General features: G+C 70.4%; 15 protein-coding genes. 5 read left to right on the top strand and 10 right to left on the bottom strand.

From position 1 onward, the window contains the following. Position 1 precedes the first annotated feature (1 nt). The 5 genes from KPL78_RS26745 to ileS all read right to left on the bottom strand — a co-directional run bounded on the left by KPL78_RS26745 (position 2) and on the right by ileS (position 7031). Positions 2-1255 carry a M16 family metallopeptidase gene (locus KPL78_RS26745; RefSeq protein WP_219766170.1) on the bottom strand — a complete coding sequence of 418 codons (1254 nt, stop codon included), beginning with the start codon at positions 1253-1255 and terminating at the stop codon, positions 2-4. Positions 1256-1258: 3 nt separating this feature from the next. Next, positions 1259-2629, bottom strand: a complete 1371-nt coding sequence (locus tag KPL78_RS26740) for a M16 family metallopeptidase (protein ID WP_255569512.1) — start codon at positions 2627-2629, stop codon at positions 1259-1261. A gap of 448 nt (positions 2630-3077) precedes the next feature. Further along, positions 3078-3650 (bottom strand): DUF3035 domain-containing protein, encoded by a 573-nt coding sequence (locus KPL78_RS26735; protein ID WP_219766166.1) that lies wholly within the window; start codon positions 3648-3650, stop codon positions 3078-3080. Then, positions 3647-4144, bottom strand: coding sequence for a signal peptidase II (gene lspA / locus KPL78_RS26730; RefSeq protein ID WP_219766165.1), 498 nt, complete (start codon positions 4142-4144; stop codon positions 3647-3649). The genes KPL78_RS26735 and lspA overlap by 4 nt, the downstream gene beginning before the upstream one ends. 61 nt (positions 4145-4205) lie before the next feature. Further along, positions 4206-7031, bottom strand: coding sequence for an isoleucine--tRNA ligase (gene ileS, locus KPL78_RS26725; protein WP_219766163.1), 2826 nt, complete (start codon positions 7029-7031; stop codon positions 4206-4208). Between the two features lie 283 nt (positions 7032-7314). Between ileS and KPL78_RS26720 the strand changes: the two genes are divergently transcribed. Together KPL78_RS26720 and KPL78_RS26715 are read left to right on the top strand one after the other, a co-directional pair. Beyond that, a complete protein-coding gene (locus KPL78_RS26720) occupies positions 7315-8142 on the top strand; it encodes a sugar phosphate isomerase/epimerase family protein (RefSeq protein ID WP_219766161.1) in 828 nt (275 codons plus the stop codon). Positions 8143-8294: 152 nt separating this feature from the next. Then, on the top strand, positions 8295-8651 hold the full coding sequence (locus KPL78_RS26715; RefSeq protein ID WP_219766159.1) for a hypothetical protein: 357 nt from the start codon (positions 8295-8297) through the stop codon (positions 8649-8651). 12 nt (positions 8652-8663) lie between these two features. Here the strand turns inward: KPL78_RS26715 and KPL78_RS26710 are convergent, their stop codons facing one another. From KPL78_RS26710 to KPL78_RS26700, 3 genes are read right to left on the bottom strand one after another with little or no spacing between them, the layout of a single operon-like run. Beyond that, positions 8664-9581, bottom strand: a complete 918-nt coding sequence (locus KPL78_RS26710) for a bifunctional riboflavin kinase/FAD synthetase (protein ID WP_219766157.1) — start codon at positions 9579-9581, stop codon at positions 8664-8666. Positions 9582-9595: 14 nt separating this feature from the next. Beyond that, on the bottom strand, positions 9596-10177 hold the full coding sequence (locus KPL78_RS26705) for an LOG family protein (protein WP_219766155.1): 582 nt from the start codon (positions 10175-10177) through the stop codon (positions 9596-9598). A 4-nt stretch (positions 10178-10181) separates the two neighbouring features. Next, positions 10182-10625 carry a MaoC family dehydratase gene (locus KPL78_RS26700; protein ID WP_304621886.1) on the bottom strand — a complete coding sequence of 148 codons (444 nt, stop codon included), beginning with the start codon at positions 10623-10625 and terminating at the stop codon, positions 10182-10184. A 116-nt stretch (positions 10626-10741) separates the two neighbouring features. Between KPL78_RS26700 and KPL78_RS26695 the strand changes: the two genes are divergently transcribed. From KPL78_RS26695 to KPL78_RS26685, 3 genes are read left to right on the top strand one after another with little or no spacing between them, the layout of a single operon-like run. Beyond that, positions 10742-11872: a M20 family metallopeptidase gene (locus tag KPL78_RS26695; protein WP_219766151.1), complete on the top strand. Its 1131-nt coding sequence runs from the start codon at positions 10742-10744 to the stop codon at positions 11870-11872. A gap of 46 nt (positions 11873-11918) precedes the next feature. Then, on the top strand, positions 11919-12236 hold the full coding sequence (locus KPL78_RS26690) for a YnfA family protein (protein WP_219766149.1): 318 nt from the start codon (positions 11919-11921) through the stop codon (positions 12234-12236). Positions 12237-12287: 51 nt separating this feature from the next. Next, positions 12288-12956 (top strand): SDR family NAD(P)-dependent oxidoreductase, encoded by a 669-nt coding sequence (locus KPL78_RS26685; protein WP_219766147.1) that lies wholly within the window; start codon positions 12288-12290, stop codon positions 12954-12956. A 453-nt stretch (positions 12957-13409) separates the two neighbouring features. Here KPL78_RS26685 and rlmN read toward each other — a convergent pair whose 3' ends face one another. Both rlmN and KPL78_RS26675 read right to left on the bottom strand, forming a co-directional pair. Continuing rightward, positions 13410-14591 carry a dual-specificity RNA methyltransferase RlmN gene (rlmN, locus tag KPL78_RS26680; protein WP_255569510.1) on the bottom strand — a complete coding sequence of 394 codons (1182 nt, stop codon included), beginning with the start codon at positions 14589-14591 and terminating at the stop codon, positions 13410-13412. Continuing rightward, complete coding sequence (locus KPL78_RS26675; protein WP_219766143.1) at positions 14588-15112, bottom strand: invasion associated locus B family protein; 525 nt, start codon at positions 15110-15112, stop codon at positions 14588-14590. Before KPL78_RS26675 ends, rlmN begins: the two co-directional genes overlap by 4 nt. Positions 15113-15272: the final 160 nt, after the last annotated feature.

Below are 15272 nucleotides of genomic sequence, written 5' to 3'. Positions count from 1 at the left end.
CTCACAACCCCACCGGCTGCCCCGCCACGGTCACCGCCAGCGCCTCCGGCTGCAACAGCGAGGTCGCGACGCGCGCGGCATCCGCCCGCGTGATCGCCCGCAGCCGGGCGTTGCGTCCGTCCAGCCAGTCGATCGCGCGCTTGTTGCGCTGCATCGCCAGCAGCGTGGCGGCGATCCGCCGGCTGTCGGTGAATTGCAGCGGCAGGGAGCCGGTGAGGTAGGCGACGGCCTCCTCCAGCTCCGCCTCGGTCGGGCCCTGCTGCGCGAGGTCCGCCCAGACGTCGCGCGTGACCTGCAGGGCTTCGGCGACCTTGCCGTTCTCGGTGGCGAAGCCGCCCGTCACGACGCCGCCGCCGAACAGCGTGTCGAGCCCGACGCCGATGCCATAGGTCAGCCCGCGCTGCACCCGCACCGCTTCCATCAGGCGGGACGAGAAGCCGCCCCCGCCGAGGACGCGCAGCACCACCTGCGCCGTTTCCCAATCCGGCGAGTCCGGCGCGATGCCGGGCTGGCCGAACACCACCTGGGACTGCGGCCCGGGCACCGGCACCACCTCCCGTCCGAAGGCGGTGAAGGCCGGCAATGCGGGCGGCGTCGCGGGCGCGCCGGCGGGCAGGCTGCCGAACAGATCTTCCATCACCCGCGCCAGTTCCGCCGGGCGGATGGCGCCGGCCGCGGCCACCAGCAGCCCGCCGCGGCGAAGCTGCGCGGCCAGGGCCTCCCGCAGCGCCTCCGGCGGAATCGCGGCGAGGCTTTCCGCCGTGCCATGCGCCGGCCGTCCGGCCGGATGGCCGGGAAAGGCCGCTGCCCAGAAATGCCGGCCCGCCTGCCCGCGCGGCGTCTCGAGCTGGGTGCGCGCCCCGGCGATGGCCCGTGCCCGGACCCGTTCCAGCGCATCCGCATCCATGCGCGGCGCCGTCATGGCCAGCCGCGCGAGGCGCAGCGCCTCGGGCAGCGCATCGGTCAGGCAGCGGAAGCTGCCGTCGAAGGCGTCGCGCCCGGCCGAGAAGGACAGCCCGATCGCCGCATCGCGCAGCGCATCGGCGAAGGCCAGCGCCGGCATGTCGCCCGCGCCTTCGGTCAGCATGGCGGCCGCCATGGCCGCCGTGCCCTCGCGGCCCGTGGCGTCGGTCGCCGCGCCGCCCGGCCAGGCCCAGGCGAGGGAGACGACCGGGACGGAATGATCCTCGACCAGCCAGGCGGTGAAGGCGCCAGCTACGACGCGCTGGATCGGCAGGGTGAACGTGTCGGCCATGGTTCAGGCCCCTTCCGGCAGGAGCCAGGCTGTGGTGTTGGCGGCCTCACCCATCACGGCGCGGCCCGCGGCGATGACCTGGTCGCGCGTCACGCCGCGGATCCGGGACGGCCAGTATTCCACGACATCGGCCGGCAGCCCGACCGCGAGCACGCCGCCCAGCATGCGCGGCGCGGCGCCGAAGCTGTCCAGCGCCATCAGTGAGCCGGCGGAAAGCTGGCGGATGGAGCGCGCGACCTCGGCCTCGGTCGGGCCATCCTGCAACAGACCGCCAATGGCGGCATTCGCCGCCTCCTCCAACCGCTCCGGCGCCACGCCGCGGCGCGGCACGGCATAGACCATGAATTCCGTCACGCCATAGGCCTCGGAATCGTAGGAGGCGCCGGCGGACACCGCGAGGCCGGTCTCGACCAGCGCGGCATGCAGGCGCGACCCTTGGCCACCGCCGAGCAGATGCGCCAGCACTTCCAGCGGCAGGCTCATCTCGGCCCGTGGCGTGGTCAGGGACGGCGCCATCCAGGCGCGCAGCAGCAGCGCCTCGCGCGCCTGGGGCTCACGGGTGACGAGGCGGGGTTCATGGGCGGCGGTCGGCGGTGCGGCGCGGTCGCGGTGGCGCACGGCGCGGGTGGGGACCGGGCCGTAGTGCTCCTCGACCAGGGCGCGCACCTGGTCCTCCGGCACCGCGCCGGAAATCACCAGCGTCGCGTTCTGCGGGGCGTAGAAATGCTGGTGGAAGCCGACCAGGTCGTCGCGGGTGATGGCGCGGATCTCGTCGGCCCAGCCGATGATCGGCCGCCCGGGCCAAGTCTGCGGGCCCCACAGCGCGGCGCGGAAGGCCTCCTGGAACCGGGCGCGGGGGTTCGAATCGGTGCGCTGGCGTCGTTCCTCCAGCACCACGCTCCGCTCGCTTTCGAGCTCGTCGGCCGGGATCAGTGCGGCGGCGAAGCGGTCCGCCTCCATCTGCATGATCATCGGCAGGCGGGAGGCTTCGACCTGCTGGTAATAGGCGGTGACGTCGCGCGAGGTGAAGGCGTTGTCATTCCCACCCTCCCGCGCCACGCGCCGCGACAGCACACCCGAGGGCACGTGCGGGCTGCCCTTGAACATCATGTGCTCGAGGAAATGCGCCACGCCCGAGCGGCCGGCCGGGTCCTCACCCGCACCAGCCGAATAGTAGAGGTACTGCGCGATGACCGGCGCGCGCCGATTCTCGACGTAGGCGACGGTCAGCCCGTTGCCGAGCTTCCAGATCTTCGCACCGAACAGCGGCGCCTCGGGTGCGGCAGCGGGCGTTGCGGTCTGGGCGGTGGCGCGGGCGGCCGGGGTCGCGGCGGCGAGCGCGGCGGCGGCACAGAGCGTGGTGCGACGGGTCATCTCGGGCATGGGGCCAAGATGGGGCCGCGAGCGCAACAGGGGAAGCGGACTTACGGAAGTGTATGGCGGCGGAAACCGGCCTTGGTCATCGGGTGAGGCTTGGAAAGGGGTCTGCCCCTCTCCAAGCCTTACTGCGCCAATGGTCGCAAGGCCTTCAGAAACCGAGCCCTGGCGCCAGGCGGATCGCGGCGGCGCAAAGGGTGGACACGTGTCAGAGCACGTCGCGCTGCACCTGGTGGCCGGTGCCCCTGGACCCTGAGCGAAAGTGTCGCCCTCGCCAGCGCCTTTGGTCCGCTCATGCGGGCTTCGGCGTCATGCTGCCAGCGGTGCCCGACGCCAGATCGGGGTTTGCAAAGGCCTTTCGGCCTTTGCTGGGGTGTGGTTTCGGGGAAGGGCAAAGCCCCACCCCGCCGCGGCATATGCGCGAAGCCGCCCCACCGTCAGCCGTTCAGAACCCCAGCCATTCGAAGAAGGTCCGCTGGCGCGGCTGCACCACCGGGGTCTCGCCGTTCTCGACATCCCGGCCGAGTGCCGCGTTCTCCCGGATGCGCTGCGATTCGCGGGTCGCGTCCACCGGGGTGCCCGGTGGCGGCGGGTCGCGCCAGAAGATCAGGCGGTCGGTGAAGCTGCGGTCCGGCTGGTCGAGCCGCAGGCTCTCCTCATCCACCCGACGGCGGATGTCGTCCGGGGCGGTGGGGCCAGCGCGCTGCAGAAGGGCGTTCTCCCCAACCGAGGCCTGGGCGCCAGGTGCGCGGCGCGGGTCATTCAGCGCGAGGCCAGGGGACAGCAGCGCTTCGGCCTGCTGACGGCTGGACCGTTCCTGCGGCCGCGGGGAACCTGGGCGCGGCGTCGGCAGCGTCGTCATGTCGGGCGGCATGGACAGCGGCGCGCGGGTGGTCACCTGGAACTCGTCCGGCGCGTCGCGCACCAGGCCGAGGGTCCGGGCGGTGCTGTCGCCACAGGCCGGCAGCAGCGCGGCGAGGGCCAGGGTGGCAAGGGCGGGGGGGAGGCGCATCCTCATGTCCCTTCCTTAGGCCGCGGCTTTGGCCGGAACAAGGCATCCGCGACCAGGGCGATCACGCCGCAGACGATGGCGGCGTCGGCGATGTTGAAGACATACCAGTGCCAGCCCCAGCCGGCAGCGTCCACGAAATCGACGACGCCCCCGAAGCGGACCCGGTCGATCACATTCCCGATGGCCCCGCCGGCGACGGCGCCCAGGGCGATGGCGGTCAGGCGGTTCTCGGCCCGCGCCATCCAGCGGATGAGGAAGGCGACGATGGCCGCGGCGACCAGGGCCAGCGCCAGGTGGTGCCAGGGCCCCTCCCCGGCGAACATCCCGAAGGTGACGCCGCGGTTCCAGACCATGGTGAGGTCGAGGCTGAAGGGCCCGGCCTCGAACAGGGGGATGCGGCCGACCTCGGGCAGGCGGGCGACCTCGAGGATCCACCATTTGCTGAGCTGATCCGAAACCAGGATGCCGGCGGCAACCGGAAGGCCGAGGCGGAGGCTCATCGGCAGGCGGCGATGAGGGGACGCCGCCCCCTCTCCCCCCGAGTTGTCCCGGACCCCGCCGTCACGCCAGGGCCTCCACGGCGTCCTCGCAGCGCAGGCAGAGAGTGGGGTGCTTCGCGGAGGCGCCGACCTCGGGCAGGACGCGCCAGCAGCGGGCGCATTTCATGCCAGGGGCGGGATTGAAGCCGACGGCGGGCGGCGCGCCTGCCGCCGCCGCGTCCGAACGGTGCACTTCCATGTCGGAGACGATGCAGACCTCTGCCCATTCCTGCGGAGTCAGGAGGTTGAGCTGCTCCATCGGCAGCAGCAGGGACGGCTTCGCCTGCAGGCTGGAGCCGATGGCGCCCTCCCGCCGATATGTTTCCAGAACACCCGTCACGGCGCCTCGGATCGCCCGGATTTCCGCCCACTTCGCCGCCAGCGCCTCATCCTTCCACCCCTCCGGCACGAAGGCGTAGTCGAGGAAATGGACGCTGCCCTCCTCATCCGGGAAGCGGGCGAGCCAGGCTTCCTCCGCCGTGAAGACCAGCGCCGGGGCGAGCCAGGTGCACAGGCAGCGATGCAGGATGTCGAGCACGGTGCGCGCCGCGCGCCGGCGCGCGGAATCCGGCCGGTCGCAATAGAGCGCATCCTTGCGGATGTCGAAATAGAAGGCCGAGAGGTCCGTGGCGCAGAAATTGTGGATCTCGGGATAGACGCCGGTCCAGGCGAAGCGCGTGGCCGAATGCGGTTCGGAGGCCGCGCGGATCTTGGCATCCAGCTCCGTCACGCGATGCAGCACCCAGCGCTCCAGCTCGGGGAGCTCGTCATAGGGGACGGTCTCGGCCTCGCTGAAGCCCTCGAGGCTGCCGAGCAGCCAGCGCAGCGTATTGCGGATGCGGCGATAGAGTTCCGCCTGCTGCTTCAGGATCTCCGGCCCGATGCGCTGGTCCTCGGTGACATCGGTATTCATCACCCACAGCCGCAGGATATCGGCCCCATACTGCTTCAGGACGTCCTGCGGCGCCGTGGTGTTGCCGAGCGACTTGGACATCTTCCGGCCCTGCTCGTCGAGCGTGAAGCCGTGAGTGAGGATCGCCTTGAACGGTGCGACGCCGTTCGTGCCGACGGATTCCAGCAGCGAGGAATGGAACCAGCCGCGATGCTGGTCCGAACCCTCCAGGTACAGGTCCGCCGGAAAGGGCAGTTTGCGCGGCGGCAGGACGAAGGCGTGGGTCGAGCCGGACTCGAACCACACATCGACGATGTCCATCACCTGCTCATAGAGCTTGGGATCGCGATCGGGGCCGAGGAAGCGGGCGGCCGCGCCGGGCTTGTACCAGGCGTCCGCGCCTTCATCGCGGAAGGCCGCGACGACGCGTTCGATGATCTCGGGGTCGCGGAGCGGCTCGCCCGACTGCTTCGACACGAAGACCGGGATGGGCACGCCCCAGGCGCGCTGGCGGGAGATGCACCAGTCCGGCCGCGCGGCGACCATGGAACCGATGCGGTTGCGACCGGCGTCGGGGACGAAATAGGTCTCGTCGATCGCCTTCAGCGCCTTGGTCCGGATGGCGTTGCCATCGTCCATGGCAATGAACCACTGCGGCGTCGCGCGGAAGATCACGGGCTTCTTCGACCGCCAGGAATGCGGGTAGCTGTGCGTCAGCTTGCCGGTCGCGGCCAGCGTGCCGGCGGCGCGCATCGCGTCATAGACGGCTGTGTGGGCCTTGAAGACGTGCAGCCCCTCGAAGCCCGGCGCGTGGTGGGTGAAGGTGCCGTCGTCGTTCACCGTCTCGGGGATCGGCAATCCGTATTGCCGGCCGAGGTTGAAGTCGTCCTCACCATGGCCCGGGGCGATGTGCACGAAGCCCGTACCGGCATCGGTGGTGACGAAGTCGCCCGGCAGCAGGGGCACGTCGAAGTCGTAACCGGCACCGCGCAGCGGATGCGCCGCGATGGCCCCTTCCAGCTCCGTGCCCTTGAAGACGCGCGTGACCGTGTGCGCGCCGATGCCGGCGTCCTTCTCGAAAGCGGGCAGCAGGGGCAGCGCCACCAGCAGCCGGTCGCCGACCTTCAGCAGAGAGGTCTCCGTGACGCCTTCCACATGGACCAGCGCGTAGTCGATCTCCTCGCCATAGGCCACGGCGCGATTGCCCGGCATGGTCCAGGGCGTGGTGGTCCAGATCACCACATCGGCACCGACCAGATCCTCGGCCTTCGCCTTCAGCAGGCGGAACTTCGCATGCAGCGTCGGCGAGACATGGTCATGATATTCGATCTCGGCCTCGGCCAGCGCGGTCTTCTCGACCGGCGACCACATCACGGGGCGCAGGCCGCGATAGAGCGATCCGTTCAGCAGGAACTTGCCGATTTCCCCGGCGATGGCGGCCTCGGAGGCAAAGTCCATCGTCGCGTAGCGGTCGTCCCAATCACCGAAGACGCCGAGGCGCTTGAACTCGTCCCGCTGCACGTTCAGCCAATGCGTCGCATAGGCGCGGCATTCGGCGCGGAAATCGAGCACCGGCACCGCATCCTTGTCGCGGCCCTTGGCGCGGTACTCCTCCTCGACCTTCCATTCGATCGGCAGGCCGTGGCAGTCCCAGCCCGGCACATAGTTGGCGTCGAAGCCCGCCATCTGCGCGCCGCGATTGATCACGTCCTTGAGGATCTTGTTCAGCGCGTGGCCGATATGGAGGTTGCCGTTGGCATAGGGCGGGCCGTCATGCAGGACGAAGGTCTCGCGGCCCGCGGACTGCGCCCGCAGCTTCTGCCACAGGCCGAGCTTCGCCCAGCGTTCCAGCATCGCCGGTTCCCGCTTGGGCAGGTCGCCCTTCATCGGGAAGGGCGTCTTCGGCAGGAAGACGGTGCTGCGGTAGTCGCGGGCCTCGGCGGGGCTGTCGGTCATGGGAGCCTGTCTCGGTGCGCCGGCGGGCGGGGCGTGGGGGCGCGGCGGCGGGTCATGGGGGTGGCGTGCGGCAGTACCCGACCCTCAAGCGAGGGCCGGGTCGATAATTCGCGCATGCGCGTCCCAAGCCATGGCGCGCATATGCGGAGGGGCCTGCCCGCCCGTCAAGCCGGGCCGCCACGGCGGCAGTCATGCGGACGTCACGTAATCATCGCCATACGGTTCCTTGGCCCGGCCCGGCCAGCCGGCGACAAGGGATGCATCCGCATCCAGGGAACCCCCCATGCCGGCCGATCCGCGTCCCGTTCTCGGCGCCTGCCTGCCGATCGCCAGCCTGCCTGCCTATCGCGAATGGATCCTCGCCGACCAGCGCGACGTCGAGCTGCAGGATTTCTGCTTCGCCGAGGTGCTGGACGCGCCGGACTGGAAGGACCGCGCCGCCCGCGCCCGGGAGATGCTGGCCGGCCACACCGGCCGGCTCGGCCTGCACGGACCGTTCTGGGGCTTCTCCATCGCCTCCCCGGACCCCGAGATCCGCGCCGTGGTGCGCAGGCGTCTCGACCAGGGCCTCGATGCCTGTGCCGAGACGGGCGCGACCCAGATGGTCGTCCACAGCCCCTACACGACCTGGATGCACAACAACCTCGACATGGACCACAAGGCGCGGGCGGAGGTCACCGCGCACGCCCATGACACGCTGCTGCCCGCTGCCCGTCGGGCCGAGGCACTGGGCGTCACCCTGGTCATCGAGAACATCGAGGACAAGGACCCACGGGACCGCGCCCATCTCGCGCTGTCGATCGGGCTGCCCTCGGTGAAGCTGTCGGTCGATACCGGGCATGCCAACTACGCCCACGGGTCCACCGGCGCGCCGCCGCCGGACTACTTCATCACCGCGGCGGGCGACCTGCTGGACCATGTCCATCTTCAGGACACCGACGGCTATGCCGACCGGCACTGGCCCCCGGGCGAGGGCAATATCCGCTGGACGGCGGTCTTCGCGGCCCTCGCCACGCTGGAGACAATGCCCCGGCTGATGATCGAGCTGCGCGACAAGGGGCGCATCCGGCAGGCGGCGGAATACCTGGCAGGGCTGGGGCTGGCGCGCTGAGCGGGGCGCCTTGCCCCGGCATGCGCGCATTGGGGTCCCCCCTCCCCCACGCGCCGGCCGCCTGACCGGCCGGGGCGAAATCATGTTCTTGCTGCTTGGGCTGCCGGCCGGATTCGGGTTCTCCTCCTGTTGAACATTTCGGGAGGCCCGCGATGCCGCGACATGGCGCATGGCTGTGGGGGGCGGTCGTCCTCGCCTGGACGGCGTCGGGCCATGCCCAGGCTCCTTGCAGCGATATCCGCTTCCCGCGCGGCGCAACCGGAACAACCATAACGGGCATTGCGTCGCCCGAGGATGTCCTCTGCTACAGCCTCGCCACCGGGGCCGGTCAGACAGCACGACTGCGGGTGACAGCCGGCCGCAACATCATCATTGGCGTCGATGGCGTCGCCGACGGACGGGATGATTTGACCTTCACGACCGAGCGGCGCAGCTACCGCGTTCGCGTCAGCCAGCTGTTCCGGTCCCTTTCGTCCGAACGCTTCACCATCGCCATCTCGGTCCGATAGGCGCCGGCCGCTTCACCCCAGCGCGGCCTTGGCGTCCTCGACATCCTGCGCGATCGCGACCTTCAGCTCCTCGAGCCCCGCGAATTTCGCGTCCGGACGCAGGAAGCGCACCAGCCGCACGCCGATCTCCTGGTCGTAGAGATTGCCGTCGAAGTCGAAGATGAAGGTTTCGAGCCGCGTCTCGGGATCGCCGCCGAGGGTCGGGCGCCGGCCGACATTGGCGACGCCCTTGGCCTCGGACCCGTCGGGCAGGGCGACGGTCACGGCATAGACGCCGCGCGCCGGTTCCAGGTGCCGCCCGATCCAGATATTCGCGGTCGGCCAGCCCAGCACGCGGCCGAGCTTGTCGCCATGCACCACCGTGCCGCGAATTTCCCAAGGCCGGCCGAGCTTTTCGGCGGCGCGCTCCGGGTATCCGTCCTGCAACAGGCGGCGGATGCGGGTGGAGGAGATCGCCTCCCCGTCATGCTGGACGGGCGGGACGATGGACAGGCCCATGCCGCGCTTCTCGGCTTCGCGCGCCAGGAAGGCGACGTCGCCACCGCGACGGTGGCCGAAGGCGAAGTCCGGTCCGCAGGCCAGGTGCTTCGCGCCGATGCCCTTGTGCAGCACCTCCTCGACGAAATCCTCGGCGGTCATGGCGGCGAAGGCGTCGTCGAAGGGCAGCGCATAGACGAAGGCCGCGCCGCCGGCCTGCAACGCCGCGGCCTTGGCCGGCAGCAGGGTCAGGCGGAAGGGCGGGTCGTCGGGGCGGAAATGCTCGCGCGGATGGGGCTCGAAGGTCAGGGCGGCGAGGCGGAGGTTGGGCCGTGCCGCATGGGCCGCGCGCAGGACCGCCAGGTGGCCGAGATGCACCCCGTCGAAATTGCCCAGCGCGACGGTGGCGCCGCGGGCTTCCGGCGGCACCTGCCGCCAACCCTCGATGATCATCCGATGGTGCTTCCTCAGCCTTCGCCCGGCAGCAGCCAGCGCGGCATGGGCGGCGGTGTGAAGGCCGCCAGCGTGTCGAGCGCCGCCTCGGGGTCCGGCGCGATCATGGCGAAGGCGCGCATCTGCGGCTTCAGCAGGCCTTCCTCGACCATGTGGTCCAGCATCGCCATCTGCTTCTGCCAGTAGCCGAGCGTGTCCACGAAGACCACGCCCTTGCCGTGGATGCCGAGCTGCAGCCAGGTCAGCGCCTCGATCACCTCTTCCAGCGTGCCGTAGCCGCCGGGCAGTACCAGGAAGCCGTCGGACAGCTCGGCCATCATGGCCTTGCGCTCGTGCATGGAGGCGACGACGCGCAGGTCGGTCAGGTCCCGGTTGCCGGCCTCCCGCATCATCAGGCCATGGGGGATGATGCCGATGACCTCGCCCCCCGCCGCGATCACGGCACGCGAGACAATGCCCATCAGCCCCACCGCGCCGCCGCCGAACACCAGGCCGAGGCCCCGCGCGGCGATGGCGCGGCCGAGTGTCTCGGCCGCCTCGGCATAGTCCGGGCGCGCGCCGACAGCCGACCCGCAGAAGACACAGACGCGACGCATGATGTTACTCCGCGGCCTTGACCGCCTGGGCGCGGGAGGGAACGGAGACATAGGCCTCGCCCTCGAGCACCGGTTCGCCCTTCACCGTGCAGACCGTGCGCAGCGTGGCGCGGCGCTTTTCGGGATGCAGGGCCATGACCTCGACCGTCGCGGTCACCGTCTCGCCGATCCGCACTGGGGCCCGGAACTTCAAGGATTGCGACATGTAGATCGTGCCCGGGCCCGGAAGCTGCGTGCCGAGCACCTTGGTGATCAGCCCCGCCGCCAGCATGCCGTGGGCGATACGCTCCTTGAAGATGGAGGTCGCGGCGTATTCGGCGTCGAGATGCATCGGGTTGGTGTCGCCCGTGACGGCGGCGAACAGCACGATATCGGCCTCGGTGACGGTCTTGGAGAATTTCGCGGTCAGACCGACCGAGAGGTCCTCGAAAGCGTAGGAGTCGGGCATGGGCGGCAACAATCCTCTGCTGCGCTGCGGCACGGTCGTTAACGGCCCTGCCCGGGATGGACAAGCGAAAACCCCGCTGCCAGAAGCCGGACCTTCCAGCAACAGGACAAATCGCCATGCCCCAGACCGAGATCGGCTCCTCAGAACGCCTGCTCGAGGAACTCAAGGGATGGGTGCTGCACGAGACGCCGACCACCGACCCCAAGGCGGTGAACGGGCTGATCGACAAGGCGCAGGCGGAACTTTCCGCGGTCGGCGCGGCGATCGAGCGCCTGCCGGGCTATGACGGCTATGGCGACACGCTGATCGCCCGCACGCCGGGCGAAGGCGCGCCGGTCGTGGTCGCCGGGCATCTCGACACGGTGTGGGACCATGGCACCCTCGCGACGTCCATGCCGTGGAAGGTGGATGGCGCGAAGGCGCATGGCCCGGGCATCTACGACATGAAGGCGGGGTCCTTCTTCGCCTTCCATTCGGTGCGCGAGATCCTGCGCCAGAAGATCGCGACGAAGCGCCCCATCGTCCTGCTGCTGACCCCGGATGAGGAAGTCGGCAGCCCGACCAGCCGCGCCCCGATCGAGAAGGCCGCGACCGGCGCCCGCGCCGTGCTGATTCCCGAACCGGCGGGCGGCCCGAACGGCGCCTGCGTCACGGCGCGCAAGGGCGTCGGCCGCTTCGTGATGAAGGTGCATGGCGTGTCGGCCCATGCCGGCGGCAACTGGCAGGACGGGCGCAGCGCCGTGGTCGCGCTGGCGAAGAAGATCCTGGAGATCCACGCCCTGACCGACCTGCCCGGCGGCACCACCACCAATGTCGCGCCGATCTGGGGCGGCACCCGCCCCAACGTGGTCCCGCCCGAAGCCGGCTGCGAGATCGACTGCCGCGTCGCCACCATCCCCGATGGCGAGCGCATCGAGCGCCTGATCCTCGGCATGGCGGGCGAGGCCGACGGCATCCGTATCGAGGTCACCGGCGGCATGAACCGCCCGCCCATGGTCGAGACGCCGGAGATCACGAAGCTCTACGTCATGGCGCACGGCATCGCGGCCCGGATGGGCTACGAGTTACCGAAGCAGCATCGTGGCGGCGGGTCGGACGGCAACTTCACCGCGGCGATCGGCGTGCCGACGCTGGACGGGCTCGGCTGCACCGGCGCCGGCGCCCACGCCCCGTTCGAGCATATCCTGTGGCAGGACCTCGCGCCGCGCTGCGCGACGCTGTGCGAATTGCTGGAAAGCATCGACTGATGGAGGGATCGGGGAAGGGCCTCGCCCCTCCCCGGCCGCCCATGCCATGCTGATCTACACCTTTGCCGCCGCCGCCGAGATCGCCGGCTGCTTCGCCTTCTGGGCCGTCCTGCGCCTGGATCGCAGCCCGTGGTGGCTGGTCCCGGGCGTCGCGTCGCTGATCGCCTTCGCCTGGCTGCTGACGCGCGTGGACATTGCGGCAGCGGGGCGCGCCTTCGCCGCCTATGGCGGGATCTACATCGTCGCATCCCTGGCCTGGATGTGGGCGGTCGAGAGTGTACGCCCCGATCGCTGGGACGTTGCCGGCGCCGCGCTGTGCCTGGCCGGCGCGGCGGTCATGCTGCTCGCGCCGCGGGGGGTCTGACGCTCCGCGCGGAAGGCACCACATGCCGAGGGACGCGGTAAGGAGCGAGACATGCCGAAGGCCCTGATCATCGGCGCGGGGGATGGGCTTTCGGCCTCCCTGGCGCGCCTGCTGGCGAAGGAGGGCTACGACATCGCCCTGGCCGCACGGGACATCGCCAAGCTGGATGCGCTGGTGGCCGAAACCGGTGCCGTCGCCCATGCCTGCGACGCGGCGAACGAGGCGCATGTCGAGCACCTGTTCGACGCCGAGGGCGATGCCGAGGTGGTGGTCTACAACCCGTCCTACCGCACGCGCGGGCCGTTCGTGGACCTCGTGCCGGCGGATGTGCAGCGCACGCTGCAGGTCTGCGCCTTCGGGGCCTTCCTGGCGGCGCAGCAGGCGGCGCGGCGGATGCTGGAGCGCGGCTCCGGGACCATCCTGCTGACCGGCGCCTCGGCCGGGGTGAAGGGCTATGCGCAATCCGCCCCCTTCGCGATGGGGAAATTCGCCCTGCGCGGCCTGGCGCAATCCATGGCGCGCGAGCTGCACCCCAAGGGCATCCATGTCGCGCATATCGTCATCGACGGCGGCATCCGCAGCACGCGGCGGCCCGAGACGGGTGAGGACGCGCTGCTGGACCCGGATGCGATCGCCGAGACCTATCTCCACCTCATCCGCCAGCATCGGTCTGCCTGGTCCTGGGAGATCGAGGTGCGGCCCTGGGTGGAGACGTTCTGAGGTCGCTTGCCGGGCGCGGCGGAAGGGCCCGTCCCATATGACCGCGGATGAGGACGCTGAAGCAGGGACGGATTCCGCCCTGCGCCGGACCACCAAACGTCCTGATGACCCGGCCGCTTCCGCTGAGGTTGGAAACGGAGGCGCTCTGCCCCTCCGGACCTCCCCGCCATCGAGGTCCCATTGGCGTTGCAGCGCAACGTCAATGGGGTGCCCCTGGTGGTTGGCGCACCTGGACCGCAATCTTCTGGCGCCGGGCTGAACGTTCCAGAAGCGCTCGCCGAACGCGGTGCGGGCGCAGATGCGCGTCTCGGCGCCATTCCGCCAATGGCGCGCCGTTCCAATCGGAGGATTGCAGAGGCGCTTCGGCCTTTGCTCGGGTGGTTTGGCCCCTTGATCTGCAGCGGCGGGATCTTCAGGAAGGCCCCACCGCCTGGCGGGTGGGGCCGGCCGGCCTCACGCCGCCCCGCGAGCCCGCCTTTCGCTTTCGGTCTTCAACTGCCCGCACGCCGCGAGGATGTCCCGCCCGCGCGGACGCCGGATCGGGCTGGCATAGCCGGCGTCGTTGACGATCGCCGCGAAGCGCTGGATCGCCTCCGAGGTCGAGGTCTTGTAGGGGCTGCCGGGCCAGGGGTTGAACGGGATCAGGTTCACCTTCGCGGGCAGGCCCTTGATCAGCCGGACCAGCTCGCGCGCCTCGGCCTCGGAATCGTTCACCCCGCGCAGCATGACGTATTCGAAGGTGATGCGCCGCGCGTTGGAGGCGCCGGGATAGCGGCGGCAGGCCGCCATCAGCTCCTCGATCGGGTATTTGCGGTTCAGCGGGACGATCTCGTCGCGCAGCTCGTTGGTCACCGCGTGCAGGGACACCGCCAGGCCGACGCCGAGCTCCGCCCCGCAGCGGTCCATCATCGGCACGACGCCGCTCGTGCTCAGCGTGATGCGCCGGCGGGACAGGCCGATGCCCTCGTGGTCCATCACGATGCGCAGGGCCTTGGCGACGTTCTCGTAATTGTAGAGCGGCTCGCCCATGCCCATGACGACGATGTTGGACAGGTGCCGCGCCGTGCCGTCCTTGGGGGAGGGCCATTCGCCATAGGAATCGCGGGCGGCCATGAATTGGCCGACGATCTCGGCCGCGCCGAGGTTGCGCACCAGCTTTTGCGTGCCGGTATGGCAAAAGCGGCAGGACAGGGTGCAGCCGACCTGGGTGGAGATGCAGACCGCGCCGCGATCCTCATCGGCCGAGGGGATGTAGACCGTCTCGACGCGCTGCGAGTCGCGGAAGGCGAAGACCCATTTGCGGGTCGAATCGGCGCTCTCCTGCTGCATCGCGACGTCGGGCCGGCCGACGATGAAGCGCTCGGCCAGCTTCGCCTGCATCGGCTTGGCGATGGTCGACATCTTGGCGAAGTCGGTCTCGCCCTGGTGATAGATCCAGTGCCAGAGCTGCTTGGCGCGGAAGGGCTTCTCCCCGATCGCCAGCATTTCCCCGGCGAGTTCCTCGCGCGACAGGCCAACGAGGTCGCGCCGCCCATCCGGCAGCGTGGCCGGGGGCGGGGCGAAGATGGCGGCCTTGGCGAGGATGCGAGCCCGTTCCGCCTCGGCCAGCCCGTCCGTGGCGGGGGCTTCGGTCATCGGCGTGCCGGGCCCGGCGGGCATTCCTGGCTGATGGCGTCATAGGCTGCCGAGAAGCCGGACAGGCTGAAGGTATCGTTGGTCGTGCCGCGCCCCCCGGCCCGCGGCCCGCGGGCCACGGCCTGCGCGCCGCCACGGAAGGCGGCGACGGCGGCACGCCCGTCCCGGGCGAAGGCCGAGCTGCCGCCGGTGTAGAAGGGCAGCTCCCGCTGGCCGACCGCGACCGTGACCGCGGCATTGCGCGGGTAGGCATAGCCCGCCGAGAGCGCCACCTGGTCACGCCCGTTGAAACGGTGCGTCACGGTCAGGATGACGTTCTCCCGCGCCGGATCGGTGCGGGTTGCGCGCGTGAAGGCATAGCAGACCTTCTGCCCGCTCTCCGTATGCACGGCGGCGGTCCAGGACTGGAAATCGCCCAGTCGTCGCGGGGCTTGCGGCGTTGCCGATCCGCCACGCTGTTGCGCCAGGGCAGGCACCACGGCCAGGGCGACCAGGGCCGGAACGAGGAGGAGCGTTCGCATGGGCCTCTAGATACGAAGCCCGGCCCGTTGGAGCAACCGCGTCGGAGGAGGTTCGGGAATGCGCCATTCGGCGCTATCGCGATGCCGGCACCGGCCCGCACCCCCGCCCGGCCGCCCAACGACACCATGCTGCATGGGTGGCCGGGCGGGGGTGCGGGCC

Source organism: Roseomonas alba (genome assembly GCF_019430885.1).
Taxonomy (GTDB): domain Bacteria; phylum Pseudomonadota; class Alphaproteobacteria; order Acetobacterales; family Acetobacteraceae; genus Neoroseomonas; species Neoroseomonas alba.
Note: the sequence above shows the minus strand (reverse complement) of the source record. Positions and strands in the feature narration are given on the sequence as shown.